This is a genomic window from Sorangiineae bacterium MSr11954, assembly GCA_037157815.1.
Classification (GTDB): Bacteria; Myxococcota_A; Polyangia; order Polyangiales; family Polyangiaceae; genus Pendulispora; species Pendulispora albinea.
Window position 1 is genome coordinate 8,328,055 of sequence record CP089984.1, and the last position, 20,368, is coordinate 8,348,422.

General features: G+C 66.1%; 13 protein-coding genes. 1 reads left to right on the forward strand and 12 read right to left on the reverse strand.

Translation table 11 applies throughout. The annotated features are described in order from the left end of the window. Positions 1-88 precede the first annotated feature (88 nt). The 12 genes from LZC94_32255 to LZC94_32310 form a co-directional block, all read right to left on the reverse strand. On the reverse strand, positions 89-1,405 hold the full coding sequence (locus LZC94_32255) for a glycoside hydrolase family 18 protein (protein WXB12507.1): 1,317 nt from the start codon (positions 1,403-1,405) through the stop codon (positions 89-91). A 347-nt stretch (positions 1,406-1,752) separates the two neighbouring features. Beyond that, complete coding sequence (locus LZC94_32260) at positions 1,753-2,781, reverse strand: hypothetical protein (GenBank protein WXB12508.1); 1,029 nt, start codon at positions 2,779-2,781, stop codon at positions 1,753-1,755. A gap of 325 nt (positions 2,782-3,106) precedes the next feature. Beyond that, positions 3,107-4,594 (reverse strand): type VI secretion system contractile sheath large subunit, encoded by a 1,488-nt coding sequence (gene tssC, locus LZC94_32265; GenBank protein ID WXB12509.1) that lies wholly within the window; start codon positions 4,592-4,594, stop codon positions 3,107-3,109. A 2-nt stretch (positions 4,595-4,596) separates the two neighbouring features. Beyond that, a complete protein-coding gene (tssB, locus tag LZC94_32270) occupies positions 4,597-5,097 on the reverse strand; it encodes a type VI secretion system contractile sheath small subunit (GenBank protein ID WXB12510.1) in 501 nt (166 codons plus the stop codon). A 29-nt stretch (positions 5,098-5,126) separates the two neighbouring features. After that, positions 5,127-6,854, reverse strand: coding sequence for a type VI secretion system protein TssA (tssA, locus tag LZC94_32275; GenBank protein ID WXB12511.1), 1,728 nt, complete (start codon positions 6,852-6,854; stop codon positions 5,127-5,129). Positions 6,855-6,861: 7 nt separating this feature from the next. After that, positions 6,862-8,220 (reverse strand): type VI secretion system baseplate subunit TssK, encoded by a 1,359-nt coding sequence (tssK, locus tag LZC94_32280; protein WXB12512.1) that lies wholly within the window; start codon positions 8,218-8,220, stop codon positions 6,862-6,864. Between the two features lie 96 nt (positions 8,221-8,316). Then, positions 8,317-9,327: a type VI secretion system-associated protein TagF gene (gene tagF, locus LZC94_32285; GenBank protein WXB12513.1), complete on the reverse strand. Its 1,011-nt coding sequence runs from the start codon at positions 9,325-9,327 to the stop codon at positions 8,317-8,319. A 32-nt stretch (positions 9,328-9,359) separates the two neighbouring features. Further along, on the reverse strand, positions 9,360-12,932 hold the full coding sequence (gene tssM, locus LZC94_32290) for a type VI secretion system membrane subunit TssM (GenBank protein ID WXB12514.1): 3,573 nt from the start codon (positions 12,930-12,932) through the stop codon (positions 9,360-9,362). A 10-nt stretch (positions 12,933-12,942) separates the two neighbouring features. Next, complete coding sequence (locus LZC94_32295) at positions 12,943-13,920, reverse strand: DotU family type IV/VI secretion system protein (protein WXB12515.1); 978 nt, start codon at positions 13,918-13,920, stop codon at positions 12,943-12,945. After that, positions 13,917-14,573, reverse strand: coding sequence for a type VI secretion system lipoprotein TssJ (tssJ, locus tag LZC94_32300; GenBank protein ID WXB12516.1), 657 nt, complete (start codon positions 14,571-14,573; stop codon positions 13,917-13,919). The genes LZC94_32295 and tssJ overlap by 4 nt, the downstream gene beginning before the upstream one ends. After that, entirely contained in the window at positions 14,570-17,257 is a 2,688-nt protein-coding gene (gene tssH / locus LZC94_32305; protein ID WXB12517.1) for a type VI secretion system ATPase TssH, read from the reverse strand. The genes tssJ and tssH overlap by 4 nt, the downstream gene beginning before the upstream one ends. A 24-nt stretch (positions 17,258-17,281) precedes the next feature. Beyond that, positions 17,282-18,808, reverse strand: a complete 1,527-nt coding sequence (locus tag LZC94_32310; protein WXB12518.1) for a transglycosylase SLT domain-containing protein — start codon at positions 18,806-18,808, stop codon at positions 17,282-17,284. Positions 18,809-18,890: 82 nt separating this feature from the next. Between LZC94_32310 and LZC94_32315 the strand changes: the two genes are divergently transcribed. Next, positions 18,891-20,366 (forward strand): FHA domain-containing protein, encoded by a 1,476-nt coding sequence (locus tag LZC94_32315; protein WXB12519.1) that lies wholly within the window; start codon positions 18,891-18,893, stop codon positions 20,364-20,366. Positions 20,367-20,368 lie beyond the last annotated feature (2 nt).

Here is a 20,368-nt window from a genome sequence, read left to right on the forward strand (position 1 = left end):
CGACGGTGACATCGCCACGTCGAACGAGTTGCGACGTGGCGCGAGGACGACGGCGATGGGCTCCCATCGCCGTCGTTTGCGCTTCCGCTTATTGCAGCCCGTTGGAGATGGCGGTGATCAGCTCACCGTTGGTCGTATCGCCACTGAGCTCCCAGAACATCGCGCCGCCGAGCCCGCGGCTCTTGATGTACGAGGTCTTCGTTCCGATCGACGTGGGCGTGTCGTAGCTCCAGAGGGTCGACCCGTTGAAGACCCAGTAGGCCTTCGTATCGGGGTGATAGAACCCCGGGTAGTTCTTGCTCTTGAGCACCTTGTAGTCGTCGATCCCTTGCTCGTACGTGCCTTGGGCGGCGCCGGTGGCCGTCTGCCACAAGCCATTGTTGACATTGGGCACGCCGGTCCATCCGCGTCCGTAGAACGGGATGCCCACCACCAGCTTGTTCGAGGGTGTTCCGCCATCGAGCCACAAGGACACCGCCTCGTCGGTGGTGTACTTGAGCGCCTTCGCGGGGTTCCCCGCCGAGTTGTACAGCGGCGATTGGAAGTTCGTCTGCTTCTCCCACGCGCCGTGGAAGTCGTAGGTCATCAGGTTGATGAAATCGAGGTGCGGGTGGATGGCCCCCACCTGGATCTTGCTGATCTTGTCGCCACCCGCGGGCGCCGCGATGGTGAGCTGGAGGCCCGGGCGGACGGCGTTGAGTTGTTTTCGGAACTCCCCCAGCAGCGCGGTGAAGTTCACCGTGTCCTCGGGGCGGTGATTGCAGGTGTTTCCGCAGGCCGCCGGATATTCCCAATCGACATCGATGCCATCGAACAGCCCGGCCCAGCGCGTGTCCTTGATGTACAAATCGATGCACGACTTGACGAAGGACGCACGGTTCGCAGGCAACGCCGCGTCGGAGAAGCCGGAGGACCACGTCCAGCCGCCGAGCGAGATGAGCACCTTGATGTTCGGGAACTTCGCCTTGAGCTTCTTCAGCTGATTGAAGCTCCCGCGAAGCGCTCCGTTGTCCCAGGTGTCAGCTTTGCCATCGACGCTGACATCCGCACCATAGAATTTATCGTAGTCGGCATAAGCGTCGCCGATCGCGCAGCGGTTGTTCGTCACATTGCCGAAGGCGTAGTTGATGTGCGTCAGCTTGCTCGCCGAGCCGCTCGTTGCGATGTTCTTCACGTGGTAGTTGCGACCGTAGACGCCCCACTCGACGAAGTATCCGATCACCCGATTGCCGGCTGCGACATCGGCGACTCCAGCTTGGGTGGAGGTTTCGCCCGCGGCGGGCTCGTTCGAAGCGTTGGTCGATCGGTCTTCGTTCTCTGAAGCTCCGGTGCATCCGAAAGCACTGACGGCGAGGGCGGTGAGAATGGAAAGCCGCCGTGCGGCCACATTCGAGCGATGTGACATGATGGGAAGGCTCCTTGTTCGTGGTGCGCGCGCGCGTGCGCGGGAAGTGTGGGCGCGCCCACGTCGTGTGCACCCCGCATGCCGCTGCCCAGACGCGCAAACTTCGCGTTGGCTTGCCACCGAGATGATCCGACTGATCAGGCCAGCATGATCGGCACGATCATACCGAGCGCGTTGATGAGGTACGCACGATGCGACCCCGCCTTCCGGGAGAAGCTCCAAAGCTCGGCGGCACTTCGTGAGACAGTGTCCCACCGGATGATCGCATCGTGCGTCGGAGGAATATCGTCCTGCCGGCCGGAAAGGTTGCTAGCGCGCGACGTCCGAGACGCCGTACGGCGGCGCGTCTAATCGACGCTGCGCTCCAAATCCGAGACGTGCCCCGCGCGCGTTGCGCCGGAGGGCGACGATGCCGATCCGGTCGCGGGGATGGCGCGCGCCTTGGCCGAAGGATGCGGCGCTGCGCTGGCGCTGCCGGGCGCGCCGGCAGGAGATGCGGCAGCAGGAGATGCGGCAGCAGGAGACGCAGCGGGAACGCGCGGCGCGGAAGGCTCATCCGCGATAGGCGACTTCTGGGACGAGGGCGAGGACGCAGCGGCCGCCGGCGAGATATGAATCGTAGGTGCGGCGCGGGGCTCGGCTGCGGCGGGTGCGGCGCTGGCCGCCGGCGCATCGGGGATGTACTTTGCGGCCAGGGTGCCGAGGATGCCCACGGCGAGGATCAAGCACACGCCGAACAAGAACACGGCGACGACCAAGGTCGCCTTGCCGCGCGCCAAAGCGCCGTTGCGCGCGACATCGTTCGAGACGATGGCATCGAGGCTGCGGCTCGTGGGATCGGTCGATACGTCGACCACGACGAGCGGCTCGGCGGGGCGCGCGACTTGACCCGGCGCGGGCTGCACGACCGCGACGTGCACGGCCCCATCGCGCCCGCGTGACTCGGCGGTGTGCGCCACCGGCGTTTGCGCGCTGCTGCCGCGCTCGAGGCCGCGAACCAAATCGTCCGGATCCGGCGGCAGCGCGGCCCGCGGTGGATCGCCGGGCATCGGCGCGCCCGACTTGGGCGTAATGGGCGCCGTGACCGCGTTCTCCACGAAGGGATCCGACGGAGGCGGCATGCCGACCAACGTGCTCGCGCCGTCGACCAGAGCTCCGCTGCCGGCGACACGAAGCTGCGAGGGCACGATGCCGAGCCCAGGCACCGTGGCGTTCGCGATCTTCCGCGCCGGCGCCGCGCGCACCTTCGACGGCAGCTCGCGTGGAACGCGCGGATTCGAATCGGGCGAGCGCAAGACGCCCTGCACGACCCGAGGCGCGCCACGGCCGTCGGTGGCGGGCGGCGCAACACCGGGAACGGTGTCATTGCGAACCACGCGGGGCGACGGCGACGGAGGTGACTCGTCGGAGACCTTGCGTTTCGTAGGATCTGAGTTGCTATCGTTCATCGGACCCCACCGCTGGTCGCGTCTGGTACAACGAGACGCGTCGCATGGTAGCGCATTTCGGTGGTGGTGCGCGAAAGCAAGGAGCCTCGCGCGAAAGGATTCCCTCGCCGTGCGCGTTTTCTATCGACCGCACGATCGCGCCAGTTGCCGTTGTGGGGCGCACAAAGCAAAGAAACGCCACGCGTGAAGGTGCGCCGCTTGCTGCGAGCGACGGCATCCGCGCGTAGCGTTTCGTGTACGAATCGGTCGTGAGCTACTCTTTGTCCAGCTTACCGACGAGCGACAGCGTAAAGAACGCGCCCATGTAGCGGAAATGGGGACGAATCTTCATGCTGACTTTGTACCAACCGGCATTGCCCTCGACATCGGCCACCTTGATTTCGGCCTGACGGAGCGGCCGCTTGCCGCGCACGGCCGGGGTGATCGAGTCCATATCGGCCACGTATTGCTTGATCCATGCGTTCAGCTCGGACTCGAGATCGCCGCGCTCCTTGGCGGTGCCGATTTGCTCGCGCTGAATGACCTTCAAATAATGCGCAATGCGATTGGCCACGAACAGATACGGGAGCTGCGTGCCCAAGCGGTAGTTGAGCTCCGCCTCTTTTCCTTCCGGCGATTGCCCGAAGGTCTTCGGCTTCTGCACGCTGTTGGCGGAGAAGAACGCCGCGTTGTCGCTGTCCTTGCGCGCGACCAGGGAGATGAAGCCCTCTTCGCTCAGCTCGAACTCGCGGCGCTCGCTGATGAGCACCTCGGTCGGGATCTTGGTCTGCACCTCGCCCATCGCTTCGTATTGATGGAGCGGGAGGTTCTCGACGGTGCCGCCGGCCTGCGGGCCCACGATGTTCGGGCACCAGCGGTACTTCGCAAAGCTATCGCCGATGCGCGTCGCCAGCGCGTAGGTGGCGTTGCCCCAGAGGTACGCGTTGTGTTTGCCCACCACGTCTTCTTGGTAGTCGAACGCCTTGGTGGGCGTGGTGGTGGGGCCATACGGAAGACGGAGGAGGAAGTTCGGGAGCAGCAGACCGACGTAGCGCGCGTCCTCCGACTCGCGGAACGACTGCCACTTGGTGTACTGCGGCCCCTCGAAGAGCGACTTCAGATCCTTCAAGTTCGGCAAATTGAGGTAGCTCTTTTCGCCGAAGAAGCCCGGTCCGGCCGCGCCGAAGAAGGGCGCGTGGGACATGGCGGCCACCGCCGCGACCTTCTGCAGGAGCCCCACGTCTTGCGGGCCGGGGCCAAAGCTGTAATTCGAGAAGATGGCGCCGTACGGCTTGCCGCCGAACTGCCCGTACTCCGCGGTGTACGCGATCTTGTAAAGGCCGCTCTTGGTGATCTCGGGCGCGTCCTCGAAATCGGTGATCAAGTCTTCTTTGGAGACGTTGAGCACTTCGATTTTGATGTTCTCGCGGAAGTCGGTCCGGTCGACCACGAACTTCAATCCGCGCCAGGCCGATTCCAGCTTTTGAAAATCGGGGTGGTGCAGGATTTGATCGATTTGCTTGGAGAGCTTCGAGTCGAGCTCGGAGATCATCGCGTCGACGAAGGCCTTGTCGACCCGATCCACCGCGTGGCCCGGGGTGAGAAGCTCGCCGATGAGCGCGCGGATGCCGCGCTTGGCCACGTCGTAGCCGTCGTCGGTGGGCGTGAGCTTCGTTTCGAGGAGGATCTCGTCGAGCAGCGAGCCTTCGGTCGTGGTGGTCGTGGTCGCTGCGGCGCCTTGGTTTTCGAGTTCGTTTGCCATGATCAGCCCTCCCCCTTCCCGCCGAGGCCAACTTCACCGAGCAGCTTTTCGCGCGCGCTCACGTCCGCGATGAGCGATTGAATCTTTTTGCGAAACGCCGGTACGTTGCCCAGCGGCCCTTTAAGGGCGGTGAGGGCGCGGCGCAGCTCGAGGAGCTGGCGCAGCTCCGGAACGCGCTCGGCGACGGCCTCCGGTCCGAAGTCGCTCAGGCGTTTGAACTGCAGGTTGACCGCCAGCTCCTTGGGCTCGCCCCCTTCGACCAAGGTGTTGGGCACGTTCATCGAGAGCTGCAGATTGTGCTCGGCGAGCACGCTCTGGAAATTGTCCTTGTCGATGTTGATGGGCTTTCGGTCCTCGAGCGGTCGTTCGTCGGCGCGGCCCGTGTAATCGCCAATGAATAGACTCTTCAGCGGGAGCTCGACCTCCGCCTGTGCGTCCCCCGTCGAGGGCTTGTACGTAATGTTGACGCGCTCCTGCGGAGCGACGCTTCCCTCTTTGGCCATCGGTAAACTCCCTTTCTTCGATTTCCCTTTTACGTACCGCGCAACCGCAGCGCGGCCTCCGGATCCAGCTTCAAGAGTCGACGAAACAGTAGGTTAATCCTTCCATCGACCGGGCCTTGTTCGTCGTTGCTCGTTTTTTGGATGGCGCTCAAACAACTGGCCAGCGCCTCGGCCGCCAACGCTGGCTCCCACGCTTCGAGGGTATCGGTCACCTCGGGCAAAAGAAGCTCCGCGACATCCAGCGCGAGCGCATGACGTTCTTTGTCGAGCGCGATTTTTGCCACCTCCAGCCGGCCGACAAACCGGCTTCGCACATCGGCGCGCTCCGCCGCCCGTAGCAATTTGGCCATCGAGGCGTCCGTTCCATCGCGCGCCGCCCCCAGCGCTTCCGTGACGGCGGCGGCCATCGCGGCGCCGCCACCTGCGCTCGAAGCGCCTGCGCCTGCACCTGCGCCGGCGGTTCCACCCGCATGAAGGGGCGAGAAACGCGCGCGCTCGCGTTCGAGCCACGCGCGGGTCTCGGCGGACGCGAAGGGCATCCCGCCGCGGAACTCGAGCTCTTCGACCCCCGGCAACCGCGCGAGGAGCGCCACGAGCTCGCGCACCACGGTGTCGCGCGCGGCGGTGCGCTGCAGGCGCTCCAACCCCAGCGCGGTGAAGCGGTGCAGATCGAGCCAAAACGTGTATTGTGCAAACAGTTCTTCCGACGCGGTAACGAGGCCCTGCCAGTCGGAGGCGTCCACCAGATCGGCCAGAGTCGACGCTTCGTCCGGCGCGCGGATGTACGTGCGGCGGCCCGTGTCCAAGTCGGGCGGGGCGTCGATCGTGAGCCAGATGGACGCGCGCAGCAGCCGGTAACCCCACGGATCCGCCGGCGCCGTGGCACGCGCGGCGCGCGCGAGCGCGAGCAACCCCTCTTGCCAAGGTCCTGCCTTTTCGTGAAGCTCCTCCAAGGAGCCACCGACGTCGGCGACGAGCGGCGGAGCCTCGGGCACCGGGGGCGGCGGGGCGATGATGGCCACCTGTGGGGCCACGACGGCCGCCTGCGGCGCGACGACGGCGACGGGGGATGCAACCGCGGTCACGGCCGACGCAGCGGCGCTCCCATTGGTACCGTTCGTGGCGGGCGGCGGCGCCTCCGCCTTCGGCGCCGTCGCGGGAGGCGGAGGAGCAGGCGGCGCGGGCGCAGGGAGCGCGCGCACCTTTTCGCGGACCACGCTGCGAAAGCGCCCGACGCCGGGGTTCAAGTCGCCGAGGCGCTCGCCGAGGCGCGCATCGAGATCCGACACGAGCGTCTCCAGCGCCTTGATGGCGTCTGCGTCGGCCGCCGAGACGGCGCGCACGGCGAGCATCTTCTCGAGCGACTCCCACAGCCATGTGAGCACGCCGGCGCGCGCGCGGGCGCGCTTGGTGGGCGGGAACATGGTGTCCCAGAAGCCATCCACCATGGCCTGCATGACGAACAGCCCCTCGGCCACGCCGCGCCAGCCTTCGCGCTGCGCCTTGGCGACCGTGAGCCACCCCACCAGGCGAAAATCTTTGCTTCGCTCGGAGAGAATGCGGGTCGAGTCCTCGACGACGAGCATCCAATCGACATTGCCGCCCGTGAGGTTCGACAGCTTCTCGATCTCGGCGGAGACCCGCTCGAACTCGGCGTCGTAGGACAAATCGCTCCCGGCCGGCGCGGCGCCGGCCAGCGGATTCGCGAGCGGCGCGATGCGCGCGCGGATCTCTTCGTCGAAGGTGGTCATGGACATGCGCTCCTCATTGCAGCGTCTGCGCCTCGGTGCCGTAGAGGGAGAGCTGCACGGTGCTGGGATCGATGGGGAGGTAGATGGCCACGCCGCCGGTGGTCAGGATTTCGCGCCAGTAGTCGCTCGCCTTTTCGATGCGAAAGAAGAGGACCCCCGGCTTGACGGGGAGCGCCGCCGGCACCCGGTACTCGTGGGCGATGCGGGCCCCCGAGACCGCCGAGTGCATGAGCGACTCGATGCGCCCGGTGGACGCGATCTTGGCGAGCCTCGGGACGTGCTCGCGGATCTGGGGCTCCGAGATGTTCCCGGTGCCGCTCACCGCCAGGAAGTAGTCGTACGGCAAGGCGGCCGGATCGCGGAACTCGCCCGTGTAGAGCCCGCGATCGTGAACCTTGAGCGGCACGGTGACATAGCGCTCGGCGATGACCGTATCGAGCAGCTTCAAGGCTTGGTTGAACATCGGCTCGAACGTTTCGCCCAGGCCGAGGTGGTTGTACTTGGGGATGGTCATCGGATCGGCGGTCGCGTCGAAGGTGCCGAGCATGCCCAGGAGCTGCGCCAGCGCCTGATGCGCCTCGCGCGGCGGCGTGGCCGGCTTGTCGACGATCTCGGCGATGGATGGGATGGCCTGGTTGAGCGTGTGCAGCAGCCAGAACTTCGCGGCGTCGGCCGCTTGGAAATCGACCACCGACGCCGAGCGCAGGCGGCGGCTCTGCGAGAGGCTCTGTTGCTTGGCGATCATCGCCCCCAGCACGCGGCGAAAGCCATCGGCCACATAGCGCGAGGCGCCGACCCTCAGGATCGGTGGAACGAACGTATCGCGCAGGACCACCGCGCCGGCGGCGGAGCGCACCAACTCGGCGATCGGGATGACGTCGAACCGATCGAGGGGCTCGGCACCATAGAGGATGCGTGCATTGTGCCGCACCCAGGCGACCGGTCGCTCCTCCTTGGCGGTGGAGGTGTCGAGCTCGCGCGCCTCGGCCGCGATGTAGCGGTTGGTGGCCGCCGGATCGCCGCTGAAGTCGACGGCGGCGCTCGAGCCATCTTCGCGCGCCAGCGCGACATAGACGGTGAGGTTCTTTCCGGTGAAGCCTTCGATGGGGCGCGCGGGGAGCACGTCGTCCACCTGCTGATCGGCCACCACCAGCGGTGTTCCATCCTGCAGAATCGCCTCGAGGCGGGCGACGCGAAGCTGGCCTGCACGAAGCGCAGCTTCGTCGATCTCGAGATCGACCACGCCCCACGCGTAAGGCAACATCGATTCGAGCCGCGCGGCGAGGAGCCGCTCATGGTAGCGGTCCTGCGCTTGCAGGTGATGTTGCGCGAGAAAAAGTCCTTTGGTCCAGAGCGGCTTACGCGGCTTCATCCCGCCTTCCCAGGTTGGATCGACTGCCTCAAGAACGACGAACGGATAGTTGAATACGCTACAGAAAGTCTTGATCGTACGGCAACGGCCGACGACTCACGACGAGGCCAATGCATGCAGCACATCCGCAAAGCTAGTATGCCCCGCGCTCAGGACCTGCGAAACATGCGAAATATGTGAAGGGTGCGAAACATGCGAGATATGTGAAGGGTGCGAGAGTTGCGAAGGGTGCGAGAGTTGCGAAACATGCGTTGGTGCTGCTGAGCTATTGGCTCCATCGACCGGTACCAACGATTCGTTGTCCGGATCCGGCATCCATAGCTCCGCCAAAGTTGTTTGCGGCACATCTCCGAAGTGCACAATCAGCGAACCGGTTTGCATCGACCAAAAGGAAGTGGGCACGGTGTTCCTCCAGCGCCCGAGCCGCCGGATCACATCGAGCCACAGCACCGCCGCCCCTGCCCCACCCGAGCCAAGCGACAAGCGCGCACCCAACTTGGTCATCGGGCGCTCGAACCCGCGAAAGGGCTCGATGGTGAGCGCCAGCATGGAAAGCGCGCGCTCCGCGGCGCGGGCTCCCTCGGAGAACAGCGGCAGCCACGCTTGCTCCGGCGCGCTGCCCGCACACCAGGCATTGTACTCCGACGCGGCGGCGGCCACCGTTTCGTAGCCGGGGACCTGCAGCCAGGCGAGCGACTGATCGAATGGCGCCGAGGGTGGCATCGTGGGGTGCACGATCTGGTAGGCCTGATCGAAGAAGTCGCCGAACGCGAGCGGGATCGTGTGGGCCGAATCGCCGAAGAGCGCCACGGGCACCCCGGCAAAGACGGTGATGGGGTAGCTCCTTCCAACGGCGTCGCGGCTGGGGGTGATGATCCCGCAAAGGGCCATATCGGGCTGCGCCCTGTTCGTCCATACGAAGGCGTACGGCGCGCCCACTTCGAACTTCGCGCGCCATTCGTCGCCATGGCGCATATGACCCCATTCGAGCCCGTTCGCGAGCCATGCTTCGAAGCTCGATGCGAGCTCCCCGTGAGGACGAAGCCGGACGAACTCCGCATACTGCGGAACCTTGCCGATCGCCCCGATGAAACAGCCGCCTTGCACGCGTCCTCCTCGCCCGACCTTCGCTGATTCCGCTACCTGCCCGCGCTGACGCGGGGGCAAGAATAGCCGCGGAAGAACCCCGACGTGAGCGGGTTTTGCTCGCGTGAGGGTTTGATATCCAGCTTGACTTGCGCCGGTGGTCTCGTCCCTCGAATCTCGAAGGTCGCGATCAAAACGGGGCGTTCGTTGGCCGTGCCTGCCCGGACATCGGCCGCGTCGAGCAGACGGAAAAGACCGAAGTCGCCCTGGCGCCCGATCTCCTCGTTGAGCCCCTCGCCCCTCACCTTGAGCTTCGCCCCGTGGGCGCCCTTTCCAGGCCATGTCACGGTGAGCCAGCGCTCGGGCTCATTGCGGTAGGTGCGCGTTTGGCCTTCTACCTCCAGCACCACCTCGGCGATGCGCTCGCTCACCGAGTGCAGGTTCACATCGAACGCCACGACCGCTCCATCGGCCTTCGGCGGAAAGACCGTCTCGGTGATATCGGCGCCGCGGCTCAGGCAATTGCTCAAGAACTCCGGCATGTACGGCACCGCCGAGCGCGCCCTTCGCGAGGGCGAGAACCTGTTGCCGCTGCGATCCAGCGTGGGCCTCAACGTGGCGTCGTAGAAGCTCCAGAGAACACCGTCGCCCTGGCGGAAGAAGTCGATGAAATCCGGGAGCGGCGCGTCGGCACCCGAGTTCGTAAAGGGGTATTTCCCTTCGAGCTTGTCGTGCCACTTGGACCAGACCTGCGTCTCCCACTGGGCCTGAATCACACCGGAGGCACCCACGGTCACCGAGTTGGCGGTTATGTTGATGGGGTTCAGCAAAAGCGGCGACAGCAGCGGTCGCGTAAATCCATCTTGCTCCGTGAGGAGCGCCGCCGTCGCGCGGGCCGCGTCCGTGAAGACGGCCGTCGTTTGGCGGGGATCGGCGTTCGCCTCCGCGTCGCGAAGCTCGGTGAGGGTGGCCACCAGCCGCGCGAGCTGCGCCTGGTATTGCGACAGCCCGGTGGGCGCGGCCGGCTCGCCCTCCTTTGGCTCGCCGGCCGGGAGACCAAAGCGGACCATCGGCTTGAATGCCAGTTCCACCGGCGAGGGGCCGGCCTTCTTCGGGGCCGCTTGCCCTTGCCCGAGGCCACCATCGACGATCTTGTTCGCCCGCTCCGCCGCCTTGCCCTGCGCGGCCTCCTTGAGCTTGTCGATGAGGCCCGCGTCGGCGCTGGTGTCGGGCTCGGACATGTCCAAGTTGACGTTATCGCGGAGCACGCGCATCAAGCGCAAATAGGGCCACTCGGGCTCGCTCAGCGCGCTGAGCTCGTCGAGCGCGAGCTCGGTGTTGCCCGGATCTTGGATCTGGAGATCCGCCAGAAAATCGCGCCAGGCGTTCTTGTAGCGCTCGAAGTACAGCTCCCGCAGCTTCACGATGGCGTTGTTCTCGCTGCCCGGATCGCCCTCGTCCTGGAGCACCCACTTCTCGGCCGCGAGCTTGGCCCGCTCCGTCCCCAGGAGATCGCGCACCCGAAGCCACCCGGCCTTGGTGTACGCGCCATCGACCCGCACCCCGCGCCGCGACTGCACGAAGGGCGCGATCGACCCGTAGAAGATCGTCTCCCGGCGGATGGGCGCGAGCTCCATGTTCGCGTCGCGCACCAGCGACTCGTAGAGCCGCTCCACCTGCGGCACCTGCGCCAGAACGGATCGCGCGGTCGCGACCAGCCGCGCGTCCTGGCCCCACGGCTTGATGCCGCCGCGCTTGAGGAGCTCGAAGTAGTAGGCGACGTGGGGGAGCAGGAGCTCCTCCTCGTTGGTCACCCGCGTGTGCGCCGTGAGCGACCACTCGCGGACCAAGCGCGGCGACGCCCACTCGGGATCCATGTGCTTGGGATCGCTCATCATCAAGTACAGCTTGAGCGTGTCGAAGTCCTTGTTGAAGTTCTCCGACGTGCGCACGGGCCCCGCGTCCATCGTCTTCAAGCGCGACTCGATCTCGGCGTGCGCGCGCGCCACCGCCGCGCGCGCGAGCACCGCGCCGTAGAGGCTTCGCATGCCGTCGTCGAGCTCGTCGCCCGTGTACATGCCCCACCGCAGTTGGAGCGGCGGTGCGCCGTTCTCCCAGGCGTCGAGCTGCTTGAGGCGCGCCTGCGCCGCGTCGAGGTGCGGCGCGCCCTCTTGAAGGCTCGTCCCCTCGCCCCACCGCACGCCCTGCACCCGCGCGGCGATGTCGTGCGTGGTTTGCACCAGCTCCCGGTTGCGCACGAAGGTGAAGAACGCCGGGAGCAAAAGGGACCCGCCCAGGAGCGTGGCCGCCAGCGCAAAGGCGCCGCGCGTGAGCAGGCGCCGCTGGCGATCGACCTCGGTGCGGCCGGCCACGTGCTGGTCCTTGAACATGACGCTCTTGAACACCTCCGTGAGGAAGTAGCTCTTGGACTCCGTCGCCGCGCGGCCACCGAACGCCGCGCCGAGGCCGCGCAGCCCGAAGGCCTGCGCCATCGCGTTGACCACGCGCGACGTGGGCGTGCCCATTTGCGTGCCGCTCGTGAAGTAAACACCGCGCAAAATGGGCGTCTCTTGGAAGCGGTTCTTCTGAAAGAGCGCCTGCAGAAAAACGCCGATGTGATGGCGCAGCGGCGTGAACTCCAGCGGAAACTCGGCGATCTTCTGCCGCATTTCCAGGTGCCGCTCGCCCCGGAACCGGCGGAGCGCGCGGCCGTGGAGCGCTTTGGCGAGCAGCGCGAACTCGCGCTCGAAGGCCGCGCGCGGCTCCTCGTTCGCGTTGTTCGCGTTCAAGGGAAAGCTCATTCCCCAGATTTGCCCGCGCTCGGATTTGCGAAGGTCGCCCCAGAACTCCACGAACCCTTGCACCAGATCGCACTTGGTGAGCAGCACGTAGATGGGCACCAACATGTTGATGCGCGTGGCGATCTCGTCGACCCGCGCGCGGATGCGGCGCGCCACCTCGTCGATCCCTTGGTCCTGCGAGACCGCCAGATCGGCCAAGCTGATGGCCACGATGAGCCCATTGATGGGGCGGCTCGGTCGATGCTTCTTCAGAAGATCGAGGAACATGAGCCACTCGTCTTGATCGTTCACGTCGGTGGCGTAGCGCCCCGCGGTGTCGAGCAAGATGGCGTCGTTCGTAAACCACCAGTCGCAGTTGCGCGTGCCGCCCACCCCACGGTACGCCGAGGCCGACTGCTGATCGGCGAGCGGAAAGCCCAAGTCCGAGTGCTTGATGGCGGTGGTCTTGCCGGCGCCCGGCGGCCCCACGATGATGTACCAGGGCAGCTCGTAGAGCGCCTTGGCGCCACCGCGCGCTCCGAGCTTGCTTCGCTTGAGGGTGAGGATGGCCTGCTGCATCTTGCCTTGCAGCTCCATCACCGCCTCGCGCCGATCGGGGCGCGTGCTGGCGATTTGCGCTTGGCCCTGCTGGAGCATCGCCTGCTCGAGATCGCGCGCGGCCGTGTAGCGCAAATAGAGGATCAGGCCCAGAAAGAGCCCTCCGATCGCGAGCACGGCCACCGTGAGCACGATTTTGACGACGAGGGTGACCGTGAAGAACCATCCGATGACCCAGATGGCGATGATCGCGGCGACGCTCAGCGCGATGGTAATTCCGAGAATCATAGCCAGAAACTCATGGTGTGTGTGCCGTGCCCGATGCGTAAGACTTCATCTGCTGGTTCGCGTTCGATGCGGTGAAGCCCACCACCACCTTGAGGGCGATGAACGCGAGGATGGACAGCGCCACGATGCCGATGCCGATTCGAATGAGCGGCATATCGGAGGTGAGCACGTTGCGGCCCAAGTCGGGGGGCAAGCCGCTGGGGCTGATGGCATCACTCGGCGGCAAGAAGCGATCGAGCGCCGCCGCCGTTTGATCGAGCACGTTCGCCAGCCCCTCGCCGCCCATCATCTGGTAACGGCCTTGAAAGCCCATGGCGAGGCAGAGAAAATAAATCTGCAGAACGTGGGCGCGGTGCGGCTCGCCGCGCAGCACGTCGAGCCGGCGGAAGAAGCCCTCACCCGCCGTGTTCTCCTGAAAATAAATGAACTGCAGCAAATTGGCATTCCACTCCGCGCGGCCGGGCCACTGCCCGCGCAGGATCTGCTCGTCGAGCAGCGCCGCGATGGCATATTGCGCGTCGCGGATGTCCTCCGGCGGGATGTTCGACTCATAGCAGCGGCGCCCCATTTCCGTGAACATGCCGCGACAGGTCGCGCGCAACGCGTCGGGCGCCGGGAGGTTCTCTCCGTGCGCGAGCTGCGGGGCAAACGCCAAAAGGTCGGCGCACGCCCAATACATCGGCGAAAGAAGCGGATGCTCCGTGCGCATACCGGCCGGCACCGGCCCGCCGCCAACACCGCCAACACCGCCAACGCCGCCAACGCCGCCAACACCAGGAGGTAAATGCGCGGGGCGCTGCTGCGGGGGCAAAGCTTGAGGAGCGGGGGCGGGGCCCGGCGCCCAGGCGTGCTGCGGGTGCTGCGGCTGCGACGGATACTGCGGCTGTTGCGACGGCTGCGATGGATGCGACGGCTGCGACGGTTGCTGCGGCCCGCTCGGGCGGACGCCGGCGGCTTGCTGCGGGTTGAATTGAACGGTGCGGCTCACTGCTTGGCCTTTTTCTTCATGGGACCGCCGGCGGCAGGGAACTGGTCGAGGTGATCGACGCCGTCGTCCACTTTGCTGCCGTCGATCCAGTACGCCAACTCGGCGTTTTGTACCGGACGTTCGGTACAATCTTCGTCTTCACACGTGTTGCATTTCCCCGGCTCGGGGAGCGGCGGCAAATCGAAGGTCGTGTACCACGTTTTGCCTTTGGGGTTGTGGAACAGGGCCACCGCCGCCACGTACTCCACGCCCTCGGCCCTGTCGAACTTCAGATCTTTGCGGGTGGCGGGATAGGCCTGCACTTCGTCGACCTTCACCAGATCATCGGCCAAGGTCGTCTTGTCCTCGTGCCAAATCTGCTCGAAGGTGGCGTTGTACAGACGCGTGTCGCCTTTGAGCTGGTAGACGCGCACCACCACCGGGCGCGCGGAGCCTTCGTCGGTGGGGTTGATCATGGGCGACGCCAGCACGGAGACGGTGATGTGCTGCGGCTCGCACTTGGCGGGTGCGGCGGGCGGCGGCGCGGCAGCTTGACCACCGCCGCAGCCGACGAAGCCGATGCCCATCGCCAGCGCGGCCGCGGCTGCCGTTTGCCGCGTTCGAGCTCCTGTTCGCGCGCGCCGCATGGTGCGGATCCCTCGTTGCCCCATCATCGTTCCTCCACCTGGCAAGCGAAGCCTCGTTCCTCGTCGGTGACCAGGCGAAGCCTTCGTGTGACTTTGCCGCTGGCCATCCCCTCGAGCAAGGCGTTCGAGATGAGCGGGAGAATCGTCCCGCGCAAAATGTGATCGACGTTTCGTGCGCCGCTCTCGACCTCGCGGCATCGGGCGGCCACGGCATCGATGACCAGGTCGTCGATTTCCAGATCGATTTTGTGCGCCTCGCGTGTGCGGGTCGCCACGGCCGAAAGCTTCATACGTACGATGCCCAAGAGCGCGTCCGCGCGAATGGGAATGTACGGGACCACGGTCATGCGCGCGAGCAGCGCCGGCTTGAAATGGGCGCTCAAGGTGGGTTTCACCAGCGCGATCAAGTCATCATGGCCCACCGCGCTGGCGTCGGCCGGATCGGCCGCGCGGGTCAGAAGATCGGTGGCGAGGTTGGAAGTCATGATGACGACGGTATTTGCAAAGTCGATCACGCGCCCCTCCCCGTCGGCCAGCATGCCTTTGTCGAAGACTTGATAGAAGAGGTTCATCACCTCGCGATCCGCTTTCTCCACTTCGTCGAGCAAGACCACCGAGTAAGGGCGCTGGCGTACGGCCTCCGTCAACATGCCCCCTTCGCCGAAGCCGACATACCCCGGCGGCGAGCCAATGAGACGCGACACCGTGTGCTTCTCCTGAAATTCACTCATGTTGATGGTGACCACGAAACGCTCACCACCGAACAGGAGGTCGGCCAGCGCAAGCGCCGTTTCGGTCTTTCCAACGCCGCTGGGTCCCACCAGAAGAAAGACGCCAAGCGGTGCGCCCGGCGCTTTCAACCCGGAACGCGCCGAGCGAAGCTCGCGGGCAATCACGGAAAGGGCCGCGTCTTGGCCGCGCACCCGTTGCCGAAGGCGGTCCTCCAGGGCCAGAATGGTCGCCACGTCGTCTTGCACCATGCGGCCGGCAGGAATGCCGGTCCAATCGGCTACGATGGTCGCGACGAGTGTCTCATCGACATCTGCAAAGACGACCAGCTCGTCGCGGGGAATCTTGCGCAGGCGATCGAGGGCGGCGCGCAGCTCATCCAGCTTGCTGTCCGAGACGGCGGCCTCGTTGGGGGATGCAGACGTGATTTTCGCGACGTCGCGACGAAGTTCATCCACCCGGTCGACGAGGGCGCGTTGCTCCTGCAAGCGCGCCTCGAGGGTGGCCACCCGATCGCGAAGCTCGCCGCGCTTGGCCTCGGCCGCCTTGCGCGGCTCGTCGTCGACCACCACGCCGGCCGCGTGATCGCGCCCGAACGCCGCGATTTCACGCTCCACCGCGGCCAGCTCGGCGCGCGCATCCTCCAGCGCGGCCGGCGGCGCCCCGCGCAGGACGCGAACGCGGGCGGCGCTGGTGTCGAGCAGATCGACGGCCTTGTCCGGGAGCTGGCGGCCCGCGATGTAGCGGCTCGAGAGGGTCACCGCGGCGCGCACGGCCTCGTCGCGAATCACCACGCCGTGCGCATCTTCGAATTTGCGCGCGAGGCCGCGCAGCATGAGCACGGCCGCGTCGATGCCCGGCTCGTCGACCTTGACGGGCTGAAAGCGCCGCTCGAGGGCCGCGTCCTTTTCGAAGTAGCGCTTGTACTCGGCCCAGGTGGTCGCGGCGATGGTCCGAAGCTCGCCGCGCGCGAGGGCGGGCTTCAAAAGATTCGCGGCGTCGCCGGCGCCTTGCGGTCCGCCGGCGCCGATCAAGGTGTGCGCCTCGTCGATGAAGAGCACCATCGGCTTGGGCGACGCCTTCACCTCGGCGATCACCGACTTCAATCGATTTTCGAACTCGCCTTTGACCCCGGCGCCGGCTTGGAGCGAGCCCAAATCGAGCACCACCACCTGCGTATCCTTCAAAAACTCCGGCACGTCGCCCTCGGCGATGCGCAGCGCCAGCCCTTCCACCAGCGCCGTTTTGCCGACCCCGGGCTCGCCGACGATGATCGGGTTGTTCTTCCTTCGCCGGCAGAGAATATCGACGATCTGCCGGACCTCGCCCTCGCGGCCAAAGACCGGATCGATCTCTCCTTTTCGCGCCCGCTCCGTCAAATTGGTCGTAAATCGCGCGAGGGCACCGTCGCGCGCCGCGGGCCCTGCACCTGCGCTCCCACCTGCCGCGGGCGCGTTGGGTGCGGCGCCCGCGGAGGACGCGGACCATGCGCTCTCGGCCTCCTCGATGGCCTCCGCGCTTTCGCCGGCGAGGATGGCCATGTTGCGCCGGAGATCGTCGCTGGGGATCGCCTCGAACAGGGCCAGATCGAGCGGGAGGTAACGGCCGGGGGCCTGCACCAGGCGCACGAGCATGGCGCCCGAGCGCAGGTACGCGGCGGGTTGCTCGGTGCTGGCGTAGATCCAGGCGTCTTGCAGGAGCTGCAGGAGCAGCGGGCTGAAACCCGGGCGGCCGGCGTTGCCCGTGCGAAGCTCGGTGAGGCTTCGGTGCAGGCGCGCGCGCACATGCGAGGGGTCGATGTGGAAGCGGTCGAGCAGCACCACCAGGTCGCTCTCCCGCACATCGAGGAGCGCGTGCAAAAGGTGCTCGACGGTGACCTCGTAGTGCCTGCCGGTCACGCTGGCGGCGCCTGCAGCCTCGAGGGCGCGGCGGCTTGTGGAGTTGAGCTTTTTAATCAGAGCGCGCGGCTCGGCAATCAACATGAATCACCTTGGGAATGCAGTGGGCTATCGGCGCTTGGGGCGTCGATGGCTGGGAGAGCTGGGGGAATTCGAAGAACCTGAAGATCCGAGGGCTGGATTCGCCGGAGCTCCCGCATCTTGAGGGGCCCGTATGGTCAGGAGGGTTCCCGGCTTCAACGGAGCGGCAGGATCGAGCGCATTGTCGGAGACGAGGGTCACCGGCGATACGCCATAGGTGCGGGAGAGGTTCTCGAGCGTATCGCCTTCCCGCGCGCGGTAAAGGATGCGCCGCTGATCGCCATAGCCCACCGTCACGGCGTCGTTGGCCGGGCGGCTTGGCGAAGAATCGGTTGAGCCAGCGTCCATCGTGGGCAGGTTGCGATGGCCCCAGTCGAAGCCATCGCCCACCTTTCGTTCGAGACCGGGACCGGTCGCATAGAGGAGGGGCATGAGGCTCTCTTTTGCCCGCGCCAGCCCTTCCGTAGGCAAGTGCACGATCATGGCGAACTTGGTGGAGGGCACGGTGTCCGTCAGGTACTCCGGGTTGAGCTCTTGAATGCGGGTCAGGCTCGTTCCCGCCGCGCGCGCCACCACGGCGAGCGGGGCGCCGCCGGGGACCTCGAGATCGCTCGTCAGCAGCGGCTCGTCCAGCTTGACCCGGTCCATTCCAAAGCGATTCAGGTTTCCGAGCACGGTGGATGCCGCGAGCACCCGAATGACGTATTCGGCCCCTTCGCGGGGAAGGACATCGAAGGACGTCCAAAAATCGTTTACCGCATGAGCTGTCACATCGGCCAAGGCGGTCCGATACCCCACCCCGTAGGCATAGAGCGCGAGCTCCCAACTTCCGAATCGCTCGCGCAAATCGGCGAGGTAGTGCGCCGTCGCTTCGGTGGCCAAGGTCACCGCGCGGCGCTCGTCGTACTTTTTATCGATGACGGCCAGGCCATAGGCCCAGGCGACGTCGGGGGTCATATGCCAAACGCCCGCGGCGTCGCCGGCCAACTCGGTGGGCGATAGGGTTCCTTCGACCACGGCCAGCACCATCAGCGATTCGGGGACCTTCCATGCGCGGAGGATCCGCTCGACGTCGGTGCGATAACGCCCGCTGCGCTGCATCCGCTCGGTCAAAAGACGGCGGCCGCCGTCGTTCTGCGTGAGGGAGGTGATGGCAAGGTCGATGGCGGCGTCGTCGCGCGAGCTCAAATCGCTGCGTTTGAGGGCTTTGGGGAGCTTCTTCGGGTCGCCTGTTGCAAGCCCATCGAACAAGGCGGCCTTTCGAGCTGGCCGCTCCGAAAAGGCTTGCGGCGGGGGCGCGCCGGCATCGCTCGCGCCGCTTCCTTGAAGGAGTGAACGAAGCTCAATCGATTCCGCCCCGGCGGCACCGCGGATGGGCGGAAGAGTTGCAAGGCCCGCATCCGCCCGGGAAACGATCGGAGCGTCGGCGGCGACGGGGCTCATGAAACCGCTCACGAGCGCGCGGACGCTCGGACGGGTCAATGCAACGCCGGCACCGACCAAGGGGAGCGCCGCCGCCGCCGCGAGCAGCGCATAGAAGGCAGGCTTACGCATTCGGCGGTTCGAAGGTCGCACAGAGTGATGACGGACTTCAAACGATCTTGCCTTCGACGTGCGACTGGGTCAGCGTCGTCGTGTGACCCAAGCCGTCCAACTGCGCGTCTACAACGTGGCCGACCATCGCAGCTTCGAGTACGTGACGGATCGTTTTCCCGTGCTCATCGGGCGCGACCCCAAGGTCTCGGCGTGCATTCTCGAAGATGATTTGAAGGTGTCGCGCGTGCACGCCGGCGTCGATCTTCGCGGCGACGAGATTTTCGTGCGCGACGGCGGCAGCGCCAATGGCACGTTCGTGAACGGGCAAAGGCTCTCGGATCGTTGGGTGTCGTTGGGACCCGCCAATCACGAGCACGAAATCCGCATTGGCAATTGGCTCATTCGCGCCCAACGCGCCGCGCAGCGCGCAGCCCTGCCCGGCCAAACGTCATTTGGCGCCGACACCGGTGCATCGGTTGCGAACTTCAATGAAACGTTCGGGGGTCTCGATGGGGTCGAGCCCAGCCTCCAGCACGCAAGCCCGTCGCCCGGCCACCCCGCGACCACCGGCGCACACCATGCGGTGCAGCAAACGACCGATGGCCTGCGCATCTTGTTCGACTGCTACGAGGCGGCGGCACGCGAGCTGTACACGCGCATGGCGGCGCAGCTCGAGGCGATGCCGCCCGCCGCGCGCGTGGCGGCGTGCCGTCAGATTCAAGCGGCCTATCCGTCGCTTTCGGGGAACGACGCCTTCGTCCAACTCTTCCGCCATTACGGCGCAAGCCCCGAGGGCGCGCAGACGCCGGAGACGGTCGCGCTCAAGGCGGTGCAGTACCTGTCGCAGTGGTACATCGGACAGCCGGTCACCCGCCCGCGCGAGATCATTGCGTTTTGTGACAAGGTTCGCCAGGCGGTCGATGAGCTTTTGCTCGGGCATGTGCCGCTCTTGGCGGGGCTCGAAAAGTTCGAGCAGCAGATGGCCCTCGCCGAGGGCGACGAAGCCTTCAGCCTTCCGCACACCCCGGCCGAGTTCTCGCGCGCCCTCTTCGATTGGACCGATCCCACGGACCGGGCCTCGCGCGCGCTGCGACGCAGCTTCGCCGATTTGATGGTGCATCAAGTCGGGATGCTCAACGGGGTCATGCGCGGCGTCAAAGCGCTGCTCGTGCAGCTCGCGCCGGATTCGATTCAAAAGAGCTGGCACGAGCACCAAGCGCGCCGCACCGGCATCGGCCGGCTGCTCGGCAGCTTCCGCAAGGCGCCCGAGCTTCTCTCGATTTACGCCAAACGCCATAGCGATTTGGCCGACGAGGAGAACGAAACGTTCCGGCTCATCTTCGGGCGCGAGTTCGTGGAGGAGTACAAGCAGTTCGCGCGCGAGCAAGGCTCCGAAACGTCCCGCGCCACCGCTATGATCCCCGCGACGACCACCGGATCGCGCCAGCTCCTGGCGGCGGCGCCGGTGCAGGGCCAGGCGCAACCTCCTGCGGGGGCGGCCGCGCAAGCGGGGCCCGCGGCGCAGACTGGACCGGGTGGAACATCGGGGCGCTATCCGCCCAACGCGACCCGATAGCC